Source organism: Marinobacter sp. M-5 (assembly GCF_032911545.1).
GTDB lineage: Bacteria > Pseudomonadota > Gammaproteobacteria > Pseudomonadales > Oleiphilaceae > Marinobacter > Marinobacter goseongensis.
In genome coordinates this window covers 388,674-403,136 of sequence record NZ_JAWJEK010000003.1, presented here as the reverse complement: position 1 = coordinate 403,136, position 14,463 = coordinate 388,674, and the positions used below count along the sequence as shown (strand labels likewise).

Annotated in this window: 15 protein-coding genes; 8 read left to right on the top strand and 7 right to left on the bottom strand. The window is 61.4% G+C overall.

Annotated features, from left to right (window positions below; translation table 11 throughout):
• Positions 1-143: 143 nt before the first annotated feature.
• Positions 144-932, top strand: coding sequence for an acyl-CoA thioesterase (locus R0125_RS15015; RefSeq protein ID WP_248184111.1), 789 nt, complete (start codon positions 144-146; stop codon positions 930-932).
• Positions 933-959: 27 nt separating this feature from the next.
• Here R0125_RS15015 and R0125_RS15010 read toward each other — a convergent pair whose 3' ends face one another.
• The 3 genes from R0125_RS15010 to R0125_RS15000 form a co-directional block, all read right to left on the bottom strand.
• Positions 960-1,859: a haloalkane dehalogenase gene (locus tag R0125_RS15010; protein ID WP_248184113.1), complete on the bottom strand. Its 900-nt coding sequence runs from the start codon at positions 1,857-1,859 to the stop codon at positions 960-962.
• 125 nt (positions 1,860-1,984) lie between these two features.
• On the bottom strand, positions 1,985-2,233 hold the full coding sequence (locus tag R0125_RS15005) for a hypothetical protein (protein WP_317238695.1): 249 nt from the start codon (positions 2,231-2,233) through the stop codon (positions 1,985-1,987).
• 122 nt (positions 2,234-2,355) lie between these two features.
• Positions 2,356-2,700 carry a hypothetical protein gene (locus R0125_RS15000; RefSeq protein WP_248184117.1) on the bottom strand — a complete coding sequence of 115 codons (345 nt, stop codon included), beginning with the start codon at positions 2,698-2,700 and terminating at the stop codon, positions 2,356-2,358.
• Positions 2,701-2,825: 125 nt separating this feature from the next.
• Here R0125_RS15000 and R0125_RS14995 point away from each other — a divergent pair, with 125 nt between their 5' ends.
• Together R0125_RS14995 and R0125_RS14990 are read left to right on the top strand one after the other, a co-directional pair.
• Positions 2,826-3,926: an AI-2E family transporter gene (locus R0125_RS14995; RefSeq protein WP_248184118.1), complete on the top strand. Its 1,101-nt coding sequence runs from the start codon at positions 2,826-2,828 to the stop codon at positions 3,924-3,926.
• 127 nt (positions 3,927-4,053) lie between these two features.
• The gene (locus tag R0125_RS14990) at positions 4,054-4,464 is read left to right on the top strand and encodes a peptidoglycan-binding domain-containing protein (RefSeq protein WP_248184120.1); all 411 of its coding nucleotides are present in this window, start codon (positions 4,054-4,056) and stop codon (positions 4,462-4,464) included.
• 83 nt (positions 4,465-4,547) lie between these two features.
• Here R0125_RS14990 and ilvD read toward each other — a convergent pair whose 3' ends face one another.
• On the bottom strand, positions 4,548-6,383 hold the full coding sequence (gene ilvD / locus R0125_RS14985; RefSeq protein WP_317238694.1) for a dihydroxy-acid dehydratase: 1,836 nt from the start codon (positions 6,381-6,383) through the stop codon (positions 4,548-4,550).
• A 168-nt stretch (positions 6,384-6,551) separates the two neighbouring features.
• Here ilvD and R0125_RS14980 point away from each other — a divergent pair, with 168 nt between their 5' ends.
• Both R0125_RS14980 and R0125_RS14975 read left to right on the top strand, forming a co-directional pair.
• Complete coding sequence (locus tag R0125_RS14980) at positions 6,552-7,808, top strand: HDOD domain-containing protein (protein ID WP_317238693.1); 1,257 nt, start codon at positions 6,552-6,554, stop codon at positions 7,806-7,808.
• A gap of 50 nt (positions 7,809-7,858) precedes the next feature.
• Entirely contained in the window at positions 7,859-8,437 is a 579-nt protein-coding gene (locus tag R0125_RS14975; RefSeq protein WP_248184129.1) for an LON peptidase substrate-binding domain-containing protein, read from the top strand.
• A 27-nt stretch (positions 8,438-8,464) separates the two neighbouring features.
• Here R0125_RS14975 and R0125_RS14970 read toward each other — a convergent pair whose 3' ends face one another.
• Genes R0125_RS14970 through R0125_RS14960 form a run of 3 tightly spaced genes read right to left on the bottom strand, consistent with a single transcriptional unit; the run spans position 8,465 to position 11,924 of the window.
• The gene (locus R0125_RS14970; RefSeq protein ID WP_317238692.1) at positions 8,465-9,913 is read right to left on the bottom strand and encodes a bifunctional DedA family/phosphatase PAP2 family protein; all 1,449 of its coding nucleotides are present in this window, start codon (positions 9,911-9,913) and stop codon (positions 8,465-8,467) included.
• On the bottom strand, positions 9,910-10,908 hold the full coding sequence (locus R0125_RS14965) for a GGDEF domain-containing protein (protein WP_248184133.1): 999 nt from the start codon (positions 10,906-10,908) through the stop codon (positions 9,910-9,912). The genes R0125_RS14970 and R0125_RS14965 overlap by 4 nt, the downstream gene beginning before the upstream one ends.
• The gene (locus R0125_RS14960) at positions 10,905-11,924 is read right to left on the bottom strand and encodes a GGDEF domain-containing protein (RefSeq protein ID WP_317238691.1); all 1,020 of its coding nucleotides are present in this window, start codon (positions 11,922-11,924) and stop codon (positions 10,905-10,907) included. The genes R0125_RS14965 and R0125_RS14960 overlap by 4 nt, the downstream gene beginning before the upstream one ends.
• Positions 11,925-12,126: 202 nt before the next feature.
• On the opposite strand from R0125_RS14960, the gene R0125_RS14955 reads away from it, so the two are divergent.
• The 3 genes from R0125_RS14955 to rsfS all read left to right on the top strand — a co-directional run bounded on the left by R0125_RS14955 (position 12,127) and on the right by rsfS (position 14,461).
• Positions 12,127-13,383 carry a glutamate-5-semialdehyde dehydrogenase gene (locus R0125_RS14955; RefSeq protein WP_317238690.1) on the top strand — a complete coding sequence of 419 codons (1,257 nt, stop codon included), beginning with the start codon at positions 12,127-12,129 and terminating at the stop codon, positions 13,381-13,383.
• Between the two features lie 6 nt (positions 13,384-13,389).
• Positions 13,390-14,040: a nicotinate-nucleotide adenylyltransferase gene (gene nadD, locus R0125_RS14950; protein WP_248184139.1), complete on the top strand. Its 651-nt coding sequence runs from the start codon at positions 13,390-13,392 to the stop codon at positions 14,038-14,040.
• A gap of 70 nt (positions 14,041-14,110) precedes the next feature.
• Positions 14,111-14,461, top strand: a complete 351-nt coding sequence (rsfS, locus tag R0125_RS14945) for a ribosome silencing factor (protein ID WP_248184141.1) — start codon at positions 14,111-14,113, stop codon at positions 14,459-14,461.
• The last annotated feature ends 2 nt before the right edge of the window (positions 14,462-14,463 follow it).

Genomic DNA, 14,463 nt, shown 5'->3' with positions numbered 1-14,463 from the left:
CGCATTATAGCCGGTTTGGCGCGGCTTTAATACGCATAATAACGGACCTGCCGTAGGTAGTTGCCGGTGCGGCCCATTGCGCCTTGCGGAACAATTGGGCAATCTTCACAGGGTTTCCAATAGCAAGCTAACAGGGCAATCCGATGAATTTTGATGATGTGCTGGCGGCCGGCAAGGCCGGAACAGAGCTGATGTTTACGCCGGACTGGGCGCAGGGGCGGGCAACCTTTGGCGGCATTATTGCGGCCCTCGTGTTCGACAAGATGGAGAAGGTGGTCGCGCCCGGGCGCGCCATGCGATCCATGCAGGTTTCCTTCGTCGGGCCGGTGACACCGGATGTGCCGGTGGAGATTGAGGCCGACATTCTGCGGGAAGGCAAAGCCGTCAGTCAGGTGCAGGGCCGCATCGTCCAGGAGGGCGAGGTGAAGCTGGTGTGCCTGGCCAGTTTCGGTGGTGACCGGGAATCGGTGGTTGCGGTCAGCCCGCTTCCGGCTCCCGATGCGGCTCCGGTGAGCGAGTGTCAGGGCCTGCCCTACATCAAAGGCATGACACCGGAATTCACCCAGCACATCGATATGCGCTGGGCCTTCGGTGCTTTCCCGTTCAGTGGCAGGGGCGGGCGTGATATGGGCGGCTGGATGCAATTCCGCGAAACCCCGGCCGAGATTACCGACGCCCACATCGTGGCCCTGGTCGACGCCTGGCCGCCGGCGGTTTTACCGCACCTCAAAGGCCCCGTGCCGGCCAGTTCGCTGAACTGGGCGCTGGATATCATGCATCCGCGGCCAGCCATCAAGCCGGGCGACTGGTTACTGTATCGGGCGAGTATTGATCAGGCCGGGTCAGGTTACGGGCACACTCAGGCGGGGATCTGGACCGAAAAGGGTGAATTGGTGGCGCTCAGCCGCCAGACCGTCACGGTGTTTGGCTGACACCACCGGTCGCGTGAGCTGGCGCGCTCAGGCCGCCAGCTCCGACTTCAGTGCATCAATGATGATGCGGGCAAAGTCATCGGGAGAATCTTCCTGCAGGAAATGCCCGCCTCTGAGGGTGATGTGGGGTTGGCCATAGGCACCGGGAATGCGCCGTTGCATATGCCGGTCGCCACCGCGGGTGATCGGGTCGCCGCTGCTGAAGCAGGTGATGAACGGTTTGCGCCACTTCTCCAGGACCCGCCATGCAGCCTTGTTGGCGTCACTGGCCGGGTCGTCCGGTGAGACGGGAACCAATTTTGGAAACGCCCGTGCTCCAGCCTTATATTCCGCGTCCGGGAACGGCGCTTCGTACGCCGCCAGCTCAGCCTTGGTCAAGGTGCGTTCGGTACCCAATTGCACAATCCGCGCCACCGGAAACCATGGGCTGTGTGTGGCAAAGGCTTTCCACAGTGCAAAAATCGGCGGTACCGAGGTGTCGCCGGTGGGCAGCATGCCATTGCCGACAATGATGCGCTGGAACCGCTGCGGATTTTCCGCCGCCAGCCGCAAACCCAGCAGGGATCCCCAGTTCTGACAGACCAGCGTGATGTTGCTGAGATCGAGTGCCTCCAGCCAGCGGGTCAGCCAGGCGATGTGCCCCTGATAGCTGTAATCGCCAACAGCGGCGGGTTTGTCGGACTTACCAAAGCCGATCAGATCCGGAGCGAGTACCCGGTGGCCCGCCGCAGCGACCGCGGGAATCATGTGCCGGTAGAGGTAGGACCAGGATGGCTCTCCATGGAGCATCACCACCGGTGAGGCGGAGGCCGGACCCTCATCCACGTAATGCATCCGCAGTCCTGGTTCGACATCCAGGTAGTGAGGTGCAAAGGGGTAATCCGGGAGACCCTCGAAACGGGTCTCGTCGGTTCGCAGAATACGCATGCCCATCGACTGTCCTGACTGAGTGGTTGCGTGGCTAGGAATGTGCCAGCCTTAACTCAGACAAGGATAAATCAGATGGAAATTTTCTGTGTTTGGTTTCGGTAACAGAGCGTTGCCCGATTGAATCAGGATGCGATCCGGAACAGTAATTCTGCGTCGTCCAGTGTGGCCAGCGCCTCGTCGCAGCAGTTAACCGCGCCACAATCGTCGGCCGAGCAGAGGCCGATGGTCTGGCAACAAAAATCCAGGAAACGTTCGCCTCCGTTGCGGAACAGGCGTGCGCGGGGCAGGGTGGAATGGCAATGTCCGCAGAGCAGCATGGGTACTGCGCTCCCTTCCGCGGCAATCGCGTTGTAATGTTGATGTTCACTCATTTCAGACCTCCTCAGTGTCCCTAACATAAGGGTCCAATATGACAGCTCGAAGACGGCGGACCCCGTTTTTGCAGGTAACAGGTACGTGCCGGCATCCGCTTACGTTCACTATAGGTCAGGGATCAGGCGTCGGCATCCGGAATCGGTCGGCGATTGGAGCGTTTGTCTTCCCAGTCAAGCTCCTTGGGGTTGTACCAGCCGATCCGGTGCAGCACCTTTTCCCGGGTGGCTGGTGACAGCGTGGGCCAGAGCTCATGAAACTCGTCCAGGCCCTGTTCCCGCTGTTTCTGTTGCTTGCTCTGCAGCCGGCGCATAATGCGCGGCAGGTGCAGCGCTTCACCAAGCTGGCCGGGCACCCACACTTCTTGTCCCATCACCTTGCGGCGATGGGTGCGGGCCGCCAGGACGCGGTGCAGGGCGCCTGCGGCGTCCAGTGCGGTTTCAATGCTGAATTCTTCGTATTCCAAGGACTTGACCTGTTTTATTACTGATCAATAACCAACCACTATACCCTGAAAAAGGCGGCAGTGGCCACGGGCCGTGTTAGGCTGTGGTCAGCTAACCGGACATCTCAATCGGGAACCCTTCAGATATGTACGCAAAACTGGAAACACGGACTTTTCTTGCTCTGCTGGTGGGCGTGTCCCTGGCCTTCTTTCTGCTCATGAAACCCTTTTTCGGACCCATTTTCTGGGCCGTTGCCATTGCCCTGATCTTCCACCCGGTGCGGGAGGCTGTGGCGCGTAAGCTGGGGGATCGTCCCAACTCCGTGGCGCTGCTGACGCTGTCCATCTGCATGGTGATTGTGGTCATACCCGTGGTTCTGCTGGTGACCTCGCTGGTTGCGGAGGGGCTCGGTCTTTACCAGAAAATCCAGAACGGGGAGATACGACCCGGAGAATACATTGATCGGGTGAACCAGTCGTTTCCGGCCATTGAGGCGTTTCTGGCCCAGTTCGGCATCGATTTCAGCGAGATGCGCGACCGTGCGGTCAGCGCGTTTCTCGGGGGCAGTCAGTTTCTCGCCAAGCAGGCTCTCGGGCTCGGGCAGAATACTTTCCAATTTTTTCTGGGCCTGGCGCTGATGGTGTACCTGGCGTTCTTCCTGCTGCGGGACGGCAGGAAGTTGGTGGAGTTGCTGATCCGTGCGCTGCCGTTGGGGGATGCCCGCGAGCGGCTGCTGTTTGCCAAGTTCGCGGAGGTTACCCGGGCCACCGTGAAGGGCAATTTACTCATCGCCATTATCCAGGGTGCCCTGGGCGGCCTGATTTTCTGGATTCTGGGCATTACCGGCGCCTTGCTGTGGGGGGTGGTCATGGCTATCGTATCGTTGATACCCGCGATCGGCGCATCGCTGGTGTGGGTGCCGGTGGCGATTTATCTGGCAGCGGTGGGCGATCTGGTGCCGGCCGCGGTGCTGACGGCCTACGGCGCCATTGTGATTGGCCTGGCCGACAACGTGTTACGCCCCATTTTTGTGGGCCGGGATACCAAGCTGCCGGATTACATCGTGCTGCTGTCGACCCTGGGTGGCATTGTCATGTTCGGCATCAACGGATTCGTGATGGGGCCGCTGGTGGCGGCCCTGTTCATGGCGTTCTGGGGTATTTTCATACGCGAGTTCAGTGAGAACCCCGAGGAAGCCGGCGATCCTGAACCTGTGCAGGAGACGTCCGGGCCTGGGGCCGGTTAAGCCGGTTGCCGCGAAAAATGTGATAGGCTTTGCGGTGGAAGCCTGATCTGTAGGGACGGGCTCCACAAACCCATAAAAAGAAGAACTGGTACCCCGGACGGTATCAGGCGAGTTCCAGGAGAATTCCATGCGCTTTACAACATTGACACGACATCAACTGGCCACTGCTGCCTTGGCCACTGCCCTGACCCTGACTGCCGTACCCGCCGCCCTGGCCGACGACACCGTCGCACTGAAAAACGCCCTTTATGGCGCAGGCTATGACGTCAGTAACGTGAACCGGTCCATGGATAAGGGCACCCGCGCGGCACTTCGTGCTTTCCAGACCGATCAGGGGCTGGATGTAACCGGGGAACTGGATGAGGCGACCAAGTCGGCACTGGGCATGGTGCCGGTAGACATTGCTGCTGCCCAGTCGGCCCAGACTTCGGAGGCGGGCGCCATGAAGGCCAACGACACCGCAACGCCGTCAGATGACGGCGCGGGTGAAGACGACGCGGTGGAAGAGGACGATGACGGCGGCTGGTCGTTGTTCTGACCCCGACGGCATAAAAAAGCCCGCCAGGCCAGTGACCTGAGCGGGCTTTTTTATGGTCGGCGCCGCAGCGCCGCCGGGCCCGATCAGTCGAGCTTGCTGAGATCCCTGACCGCACCCTTGTCGGCGCTGGTCGCCAGCAGGGCGTAGGCCTTGAGCGCAGCAGAGACCTTGCGGTCCCTGGACAGCTCAGGCTTCCAGCCTTTCGCATCGCGCTCAGCGCGGCGGCGGTCCAGCTCGTGCTGATCCAGTTCCACATTGATGCTGCGGTTGGGAATATCGATGCGGATCAGGTCGCCGTTTTCGATCAGGCCAATGGCCCCCCCTGCTGCGGCTTCCGGTGAAGCGTGGCCGATCGACAGGCCGGAAGTGCCCCCTGAAAAGCGACCATCGGTCAGCAGGGCGCAGGATTTGCCGAGGCCCTTGGATTTCAGGTAGCTGGTGGGGTAGAGCATTTCCTGCATGCCGGGTCCGCCCTTGGGGCCTTCGTAGCGGATGATCACCACTTCGCCTTCTTTGACCTCGTCACTGAGGATGCCGGCGACGGCGGAATCCTGGCTCTCGAACACCCGCGCCTTGCCTTCAAACACGTAGATGCTCTCGTCCACCCCGGCGGTTTTGACCACGCAGCCGTCCAGGGCGATGTTGCCGTACAGCACCGCCAGGCCGCCCTCAGCCGAGTAGGCGTGTTCGACCGAGCGGATGCACCCGGTTTCGCGGTCACCGTCGAGGGAGGGCCAACGCGTGCTCTGGCTGAACGCGGTTTGTGTGGGGATGCCGGCAGGGCCTGCCTTATAGAGCTCTACCACCTCCGCCGGCGGTTTGCGCATGATGTCCCAGGTTTCCAGGGCCTCGTGCATGGTCTTGCTGTGCACTGTCGGCAGGTCGGTGTTAATCAGCCCGCCGCGTTCCAGTTCGCCGAGAATGCCCATGATACCGCCGGCACGGTGAACGTCTTCCATGTGATATTTAGGCGAGTTGGGCGCCACCTTGCATAGTTGCGGCACCTTGCGGGAGAGCCGGTCAATCTCGTTCAGGGTGAACGGGACGCCGCCTTCCTGGGCGGCTGCCAGCAAGTGCAGAATGGTGTTGGTGGAGCCACCCATGGCAACGTCCATCACCATGGCATTCTCGAACGCGGCCATGGAGGCGATACTCAGAGGTAAGACGCTGGCGTCGTCCTCCTCGTAATAGCGTCGCGCATTCTCCACAATCTGGCGTCCGGCCTTCAGAAACAGCTGTTCCCGGTCGGCATGGGTGGCCAGCAGTGAGCCGTTGCCGGGTAGGGCCAGGCCAATAGCCTCGGTGAGGCAGTTCATGGAATTGGCGGTGAACATGCCGGAGCAGGAGCCGCAGGTGGGGCAAGCGCTGCGTTCGTACTCGGCCACGGTTTCATCATCGGCATTGGGGTCAGCGGCAATGACCATGGCGTCCACCAGATCGAGCTTGTGCTCGGACAATTTGGTCTTGCCAGCCTCCATTGGACCGCCGGAAACAAATATGGTCGGGATGTTGAGGCGCATGGCGGCCATCAGCATGCCAGGAGTAATCTTGTCGCAATTGGAAATGCACACCAGCGCATCGGCGCAGTGGGCGTTGACCATGTACTCCACGGAGTCGGCGATGATTTCCCGGGACGGCAGCGAGTACAGCATGCCGTCGTGGCCCATGGCGATGCCGTCATCCACGGCGATGGTGTTGAATTCCTTGGCGACGCCGCCGGAGGCCTCGATTTCGCGGCAGACCAGCTGGCCCAGATCCTTCAGGTGAACGTGGCCGGGCACGAATTGGGTAAAGGAGTTGGCAACCGCAATGATCGGCTTGCCGAAATCGCCATCTTTCATACCGGTGGCGCGCCAAAGCGCACGGGCACCGGCCATGTTACGGCCGGCAGTGGAAGTCCGCGAACGATACTGGGGCATGGGTTTCTGGTCTCTCTGGTTGCCTGTGTTCAGATTTGAAAAGGCAGAGGATACCAGATTCGACCCTGTTCGCATGGTTGTTTTGCGGGTCCGTGTTTACAATAAGTAACGATGTCTGAAACCGTCGCCTTCGGGTACGGGAGTGATTGCCTGATCGGGAGAAAGCCTATGGCTGGCCGGGAAAGCCTGCCGCTGAGTCGTCTGAAACAGTTCCAGCCGCTGAACCGGTTAACGGATGAACAGCTTGTTGTGCTGGCCAGTCGTGCAGAGCGACGCGTGCACGGGCCCGGCCAGCGAGTGGCGGAGCGTGGTGTGCGCGATGGTCTGGAGCTGTTTCTGATTGACGGAGTGATCGAGCTGGAATCGGCGGATGGCCGCAGGGCCACCATTGATTCCCAGAGCGAGAAAGCCCTGAACCCGATCGCCCGGCTGCAACCGCGGATATACGACGTCACGGCGGTGCGCAATTGCGAGTTTCTCGTGGTGGAGCAGGACATTCTCAATCAATTGCTGCGCTCTGCACCGGTGAAGCAGGTGGAAATGGAATCCGGGGACGCCTTCGGCAACGACGAGAGTGAAGAGCATCATCTGCTGATGGAGTTCTACTCGGAATTGCGGTCCAACCAGATCAACCTGCCCAGCGTGTCGGACGTGGCCTGGAAAGTTCGGCGAATTGTGGACCGGGACGACACCAGTGCCGAACAGGTAGCGCTGGCGGTATCGGCCGATCCGGCGATGGCGGCGAAACTGGTTCGTGCCAGTAACAGTCCGCTCTACCGTGGCTTCAGCGATGTCCGCAATGTGCGTGAAGCGGTGGTGCGCTTGGGCATGAGAACCACCCGTCAGCTGGTCACCGTGTTTGCCATGCGGGAGGTGTTCAAGACGCGGCAACCGGCGTTGCAGAAAGAAATGGTCCGGTTGTGGCGGCATTCCCGTGAGGTTGCCGCCCTGTGCTGGGTTCTCGCCGACAGCGCCACCCGTCTGAACCCGGAAGAAGCCATGCTGGCTGGCCTGCTGCATGATATCGGAGTGGTGCCGGTACTGGTTCAGGCCGAGCATCATGTGAACCTGTTCGCTGATCCGGCCAACCTTGCCCATGCTGTGTCGGAGCTCCGCGCCGATGTGGGTACGGCGATGCTGGAGAACTGGTCGTTTCCTCCGGCGTTTACCGAGGCCGTGCGCCATGCCGAGGACTGGGCCCATGAGTGCCGTGCGCCCGAACCCCAGTTGGTGGATGTGGTGATTGTTGCCCAGTTGCACTCGATGATCGGTTCCAGTCAGAATGCCAGCCTGCCGGCATTTGACCAGGTACCGGCCTACCGGCGGCTCGGCGAGTTGGAACTGAATGCGTCGCGCAGCCTGCAACTGCTGACCGAAGCGCGGGCACGGGTGGACGAGGTCCACCGGTTGCTGTCGATTCACTGACGTTGCGTGATGATTAATTCTGAGTTAACCCAAAGGTGGCCGTTGCCCAGATGAACGTACCTCTTTTTCCGCTGAACTCGATCGTGCTGCCGCGGGGGCGTATTCCCCTTCAGCTCTTCGAGCCTCGCTACATCGATATGCTGACGCGCTGCCTGAAGGAGGATCGCGGCTTTGTGGTGGTGCTGCTCCGCGAAGGGGTAGAAACCAGGAAAGAAGCCGCGTTCTACGATATTGGCACCTACGTTCGCATCATTGATTTCCAGCAACTGGATAACGGCTTGTTGGGTATCACCGTTGAAGGGCAGGGCAAGGTGTCCGTGGTCAGGAGCTGGCAGGAAGAGGATGGCCTGAACCTGGGTGACGTGGAGTGCCTGATGGATGAGGCCGATTGCAAAGTGCCTGAGCGTTATACCGAGCTGCCTTCGGTTCTTCGGGCGCTGTTCCGTCACCCGGTGATCCGGGATCTGGATATGGCAGTGGATTACGAGGACGCCCGCGATGTGGGGTGGCGGCTGACTGAGCTGTTGCCCCTGGACAAGCAGGAAAAACAGCGCCTGGTCGAGCTTCAGGATCCGCTGGAGCGGCTGAGCCGTCTGCAAACCCTGCTGGAAGCCCTCGAGCAGGACTGATAACGGCACCGCGCTCCCGCAATCGGCTCAGAGCGGAGCGTAGAACTGCACCGCCTCCGGCCAGCGGTGCCAGGTGTATATCGCAGCAAAGCCTCCCCAGGCCAGCGTGGTTGCTACCAGCGACGCATCCGGCGCCAGCGGCACCTGGTCATAGCGGCTGTAGCTGGCGCGAATGTAGCCGGTAATCGCCAGCCCCAGCAACAGCCCGCCCACGACATCTGTGAACCAATGCACCCCGAGATACAGACGGCTGAGGGCGACCAGTACAACGGGGACGCTGAACAGCAGGTAAATGCGCCAGCGCTGGTAGTGGCGATTCTCCCGGGCAATAAAGTTGGCGATCAGGGTGCTCAATACGGTGATGCCGGCGGTGTGGCCACTGGGGAAAGCGGCGGAGACCGGAGGTGCCAGCACCTGCTCCGGTCGAGGAATGGCGGTGGCGGATTTGAGCGCCCAGACCACCGCAAACGTAATCACCGCCGCGGCACCGATGTGCACGGCCGCGCCGTAGAAACCCCGAAATGTCAGTCCCAGGCACAGAAACGCAGCGGCTGCGATCAGCACCGGACCATCGGCCATAACCGTCAGGAAAATCATGGCCGGATCGAACAGCGGTAATCGCAGAGAGGAGAACCATTCCGCCACCGCCTGGTCAAAGGGGGTCAGCAGGTGGGTACCGGTGGTGAGCTGACTGCAGATCAGAAACAGAGCGGTGCAGCTTACCGCCAGAGACAGTGATGACAGCGGGAATTCGCCGGCCTGGGCCGGTCGCTCGCTGGAGTAAAGGCGCCAGAACCGATGGGGGGCCTCGTACCCGGCCATTTTCCCGGCGAGCCATTGATAGAGGCGACTGTCGTGGCCGAGCCCCAGTTGGAAGCGGAAAACGGTCAGATAGATTAGCAGCAGGGCGCCCAGACTCACGCCGATCACCGGATAGAAATGGACGGGCGGACGAAGATCCGCTGTTAGCGCGCTGCCCACCATATACCCCGGTAACACATAGGCGGGTGCCCAGCCCACGGCGGAGGTCAGGTTAAACAGTAGGAACCGACGCCAGGGCATCAGCAGGGCGCCGGCAATCAGGGGGATGACAGGGCGGACCGGCCCAACAAACCGTCCGATCACCACACTGACGCCGCCGTACCGGTAAAAGAAATGCTCGCCCTTGGCAATCATCTTCGGGTATCGGCTCAACGGCCAGATCCGGTCCAGTCTGCCCTGGCAGAGTCTGCCCAGAGCGAAGCTGATGCTGTCCCCGAGAATGGCGCCGAGGGCGGCCCACAGCAGCAGATCCACCAGCGGCATGCCGATCTGACCGGCCAGGACGGTAATCGCAAAAATGATGGCTACCCCGGGTATCAGGATGCCAGCGATGGCGAGGGACTCGGCAAAGGCGGTGGCAAACATCGCCACGGACAACCAATCCGGGTTGATGGACAGCCAGGCGGATAGGCTGGTCAGCCAGTCACTGCTCATGACCCGGCGGCGTCTCCCGGCAGGAACCACACCGAGTCCGCCCCGCGCTTGCGGGCCTCTTCCATGGCCTGGTGCGTGCGCTTACGCAAGGTGTCGGTGCGGGTGTCTCCGGAGCCGCGGGTGGTGCAGCCGAGGCTGATGGTTGCTTTACCGACGCCCGCCCAGTTCTGCTCTGCAATGGTCCGACGTATGCGCTCTGCAATGACTCGCACGCCTTCCTCGGGCGTGAACGGCAGGATCAGGAAAAATTCGGAGTTATTGAGGGTGTACAGGGTATCGCCGGCACGGATTACTCCGAACAGATGCTGGGTGACATTGCGGAACAGTGTCTGCATCCCGGTCTTGCCGTGCAGATCCTCCACCTCGTCTGCGTAATCAATGGCCAGCGTGATGACCGACAGGCAGTGCCCGGTTGCGATGGCCCGACTGATCTCCTTTTGCAGGGTTTCGTCCAGAAAACGGGCATTGTGGGCGCCGGTGACCGGATCGGTGATGGCGAGATCCTCCGCAGACTGGGCCATGTGATCGTAGTGCCAGACGTAGAGGGCGCCGATGGTAATCAGTGCCAGGCCACCGGCCAGTACTGTTGCGGCAGTTTGCAGTGGCTGGCTGAACAGCAGAAAGGTGCCGAGGGCAAGCAGCAGCGCGATTGACAGGATGACGGCCTGGCGCAGAGGCAGGATCAACAGATTCAGCAAGATCAGCGGCATGCTCCAGTGGCTGATGCCCGGGGCACTCATCGCGAAGGTGGCGGTCACCAGGCCGCTGTTGAGCGCGGTCAGAATGATCAGATGACCGGGGGCTGACAATTGGTGGCGGCGGCACAGAATGGTGTAGCCGGCACCGGCCACCGTCAGTATCGCCATGCCCGCTGCCAGGTAGAACAGCCCGTAGAAGCCGTAGCGCAGGTTCTGGAACGCCAGGCTGGCAATGAACAGACTGGCCAGGCAGTAACCGGCCAGGTGGGTGTATGTGCGCAGGCGAGTTTCGGTCATGCGGCAGGCCCTCCGGTTTCGGGCTCAGTGGGGGTAGGCGCAGTCTGTGACCGGGTGCTGTAGGACTGCGCCCGGTTGCCCCCCTGCAGTTGAGCCCGCCGCAATGCATTGGCGGCCGATTGCTGCATGCTGTTGGCGTCGTCACCGATGTTGAGTCCGGAGATGCCGGCGCTGACGGTGAGTTCCAGTCCATGGGAGGCCAGCAGCGCTCGCAGGCCCTTGCGGATGGTATCGGCGCGCACGGCGGCCTCTGCGGTGGAAATGCCGGGCAGAATGATCAGGAATTGCAGATCAGCGACCCGGTAGTAGGTGTCGAAGTCCCGCAACTGGGAGTGCAGGTAGCGTCCGATCCGGGGGAGAATGGAACGGATGTCAGCATCGGGGTCGCTGTCGCTCAGATGGGTGTCGAGGCCAATCATGATCAGCGACATGTCTGTACCCTCCCGCTCGCTACGCTGGATTTCCTTGTGCAGGTCGGCCGACAGGTACTCGCGGCTGGCGGCCTGTGTCAGTTCGTCGGTGCGGCGCAGGGGGGCCAGCTGGCGTGATTTGTACTCCCGCAGAAACACAAGCAGGGCAGACAGCATGATCGTCAGCAAGAAGGCGCTGATCATCTGGTGGCGCTCCGGCAGGCCGGCGGACCAGTGGGTAGCGATCATCGCAAAAAATGCGCAGACCACGGTGACCAGTGCCGCCCAGCTCAGCGGGAGCAGGGCAAACGCCACCAGCGGCGCCAGATAGAGCCAGTGCACCAGGCTCCAGGGTCCGGCCCACAGGCTGCTGAGCAGCAAGGCAAGGAAGCCGCAAAGAATCAGACGGTTGACGGCAGGCCAGGGCGCTTCGGCCCGGCGGGGATGGAAGGTACTGCCGGTAAACACCAGTGCCGCTGCCGTCACAGCGGTGAGCGCGGTGAGGGAGTCTCCGGAGAAGGCGGCCAGTGCGGCAACGATGGCCAGAGCGACGAACCCGACTCTCGACAGGCGGCTCAACAGGAATTTTTCGGCCATCTGGGCCATAGTATCCATCCTCTCCCGGACATCCGTTTGTGTCAGCATACCGCAGGTCGCATGGAATAGCCTGCATCCTTCGGTGCTCTTTGAATGGCCAGCAGGCCCGTTAGCAGCGGTATAATAATCGTTTGGGATGCGTACTTGAAACGGGAAAGGTAAAGTTAGTCCCTGAATTGCAATTCTGGCCACCAAAACGAAAGGTAATCGAATGGATATTGCAGCTTACATGGCTGGCGTCGGGCAACAGGCACGTACAGCAGCAACCGCCGTGGCCCGCTCAACCACGGCCGTGCGCAATCAGGCCCTGCTGGCGACGGCCGAAGCGCTGGACGCGGCCCGCAGCAAGCTGACCGCGGCCAATGCCCGTGATCTGGCCCAGGGCCGTGACAACGGTCTTGACGCGGCCATGCTGGATCGTCTGGAGCTCACCGCCGAGCGCATTGACGGGATGATCGAGGGGCTGCGGCAAGTGGCGTCGCTGCCCGATCCGATCGGCGCGATTACCGATATGACCTATCGGCCCTCCGGCATCCAGGTGGGCAAAATGCGGGTGCCACTGGGCGTGATCGGCATTATTTACGAATCGAGACCCAATGTGACGGTGGAGGCCGCAAGTCTGTGCCTGAAATCCGGCAATGCCACCATTCTTCGGGGCGGGTCGGAATCGATCCACTCCAATCAGGCGATTGCTGCCTGCGTGGCGTCCGGGCTGGCGGCCGCCGGGCTGCCGGAAACCGCGGTGCAGGTCATCAATACCACTGACCGGGCCGCCGTGGGTGAGCTGATCACCATGCCCGAGTACGTAGACGTGATCGTGCCCCGGGGTGGCAAGGGCCTTATCGAGCGCATCAGTCGGGACGCGCGGGTGCCGGTGATCAAGCATCTGGACGGCGTTTGCCATGTGTACATCGACAGTCACGCCGATCCGGAGAAAGCGTTGAATGTGGCAGTGAATGCCAAGACCCATCGCTACGGCACCTGCAACACCATGGAAACCCTGCTGGTGGACGCCGAAGTTGCGGACGACATGCTGCCTCTGTTGGCGGGCGCCTTTGTGGAAAAAAGTGTAGAACTGCGGGGCTGTGAGCGCACCTGTGCCCTGGTGTCGTCGGCCCATGCAGCAACGGAGGCCGACTGGGAAGCGGAATACCTCGCACCGATCCTCGCGGTCAGGGTGGTGGACGGCCTCGACGGGGCGATTGCCCACATCAACCGTTACAGTTCCCAGCACACAGACAGCATCATTACCGAAAACTACACCCGCGCCCGCCGGTTCATCACTGAAGTGGATTCCAGTTCGGTGATGGTGAACGCCTCGACTCGTTTCGCGGATGGTTTCGAGTATGGGCTGGGTGCGGAGATCGGCATATCCACGGACAAGATTCATGCCCGGGGCCCCGTCGGCCTCGAAGGGTTGACGTCGCAGAAGTATGTGGTGTTCGGCGACGGCCACATCCGGACCTGATTGCCCATGCATGTTATCTATGGCGGCACTTTCGATCCGATCCACAACGGCCACCTGCGTCTTGCCATTGAACTGAAAGAGCGGCTGGGCGTGGGTGAGATTTCCCTGGTGCCTTGTCATATGCCCCCCCATCGCGAGGATCCCGGTGCCGGCAGTGGCCTGCGCCTGCGCCTGCTGGCCATGGCTGTCGAGGGCGAGCCAGGGCTGCTGGTGGATGACCGGGAGCTGCAGCGGGAGGGCGCCTCCTACACTGCCGACACCCTGCGCCAGCTACGCAGTCAGTTGGGTGACCAGGAGCCGCTGGTGATGGTGGTCGGTACCGATGCGTTCGCCGGGTTTGATCGCTGGCGGGAATGGGAGCAGATTCCGCAGCTTGCCCACGTGGTGGTGGTGCGGCGCCCGGGGCCGCTGCCCGACCCGCGGGGAGCGCCGGCAAAGCTGCTTCGCGAGCGTCGCGTGGGCGGGGCGGAAGCCCTTCATGAAGCGCCCCACGGCTACTTTCTGGAGCTGGACCCGCCACTTCTCGATATCTCGGCTACCGGCATCCGTGAGCGTATCGGAAGCGGGCGATCGCCGCGCTACCTTTTGCCCGACCCCGTATGGCGGGAAATTTGCCGGCTCGGGCTTTACGGTGCATGCCCTGACGGGAACTTTTAGTGCTACAATTGCATTTGAATATGACTTTTCGGGTGGCCGCCGACGCCGCCACCCGTCCGACAGGGTGATTATGCAGGCTGAGCAACTGAAAGATCTGGTGATAAGTGCACTCGAGGATGTTAAAGCACAGGATGTGAGTGTGATTGATGTTCGAAATCGTACCAGCGTGACCGACTACATGGTTCTCGCCTCGGGAACGTCCAATCGCCATGTGAAATCACTGGCGGAGTCTGTTGTCTCCGAAGCGAAAGAGCAGGGCGTCCGTGCTGGCAATGTCGAAGGCAGTAACGTCAGCGACTGGATTCTGGTGGACCTGGGTGACGTGGTGGTTCACGTCATGATGCCGGCCACCCGTGAGTTCTACGATCTCGAGCGCCTCTGGCGCGATGCGCCGGATCTGGGTGTTGCAGGTAGCGAATAAGC

Coding starts and splice junctions, on each gene's coding strand:
- R0125_RS15015 (WP_248184111.1), top strand. CDS start 144: ATGAATTTTGATGATGTGCTGGCGGCCGGCAAGGCCGGAACAGAGCTG.
- R0125_RS14970 (WP_317238692.1), bottom strand. CDS start 9,913: ATGAGCAGTGACTGGCTGACCAGCCTATCCGCCTGGCTGTCCATCAAC.
- R0125_RS14995 (WP_248184118.1), top strand. CDS start 2,826: ATGTACGCAAAACTGGAAACACGGACTTTTCTTGCTCTGCTGGTGGGC.
- nadD (WP_248184139.1), top strand. CDS start 13,390: ATGCATGTTATCTATGGCGGCACTTTCGATCCGATCCACAACGGCCAC.
- R0125_RS14990 (WP_248184120.1), top strand. CDS start 4,054: ATGCGCTTTACAACATTGACACGACATCAACTGGCCACTGCTGCCTTG.
- ilvD (WP_317238694.1), bottom strand. CDS start 6,383: ATGCCCCAGTATCGTTCGCGGACTTCCACTGCCGGCCGTAACATGGCC.
- R0125_RS15010 (WP_248184113.1), bottom strand. CDS start 1,859: ATGCGTATTCTGCGAACCGACGAGACCCGTTTCGAGGGTCTCCCGGAT.
- R0125_RS14980 (WP_317238693.1), top strand. CDS start 6,552: ATGGCTGGCCGGGAAAGCCTGCCGCTGAGTCGTCTGAAACAGTTCCAG.
- R0125_RS14960 (WP_317238691.1), bottom strand. CDS start 11,924: ATGGCCCAGATGGCCGAAAAATTCCTGTTGAGCCGCCTGTCGAGAGTC.
- rsfS (WP_248184141.1), top strand. CDS start 14,111: ATGCAGGCTGAGCAACTGAAAGATCTGGTGATAAGTGCACTCGAGGAT.
- R0125_RS14955 (WP_317238690.1), top strand. CDS start 12,127: ATGGATATTGCAGCTTACATGGCTGGCGTCGGGCAACAGGCACGTACA.
- R0125_RS15005 (WP_317238695.1), bottom strand. CDS start 2,233: ATGAGTGAACATCAACATTACAACGCGATTGCCGCGGAAGGGAGCGCA.
- R0125_RS14975 (WP_248184129.1), top strand. CDS start 7,859: ATGAACGTACCTCTTTTTCCGCTGAACTCGATCGTGCTGCCGCGGGGG.
- R0125_RS14965 (WP_248184133.1), bottom strand. CDS start 10,908: ATGACCGAAACTCGCCTGCGCACATACACCCACCTGGCCGGTTACTGC.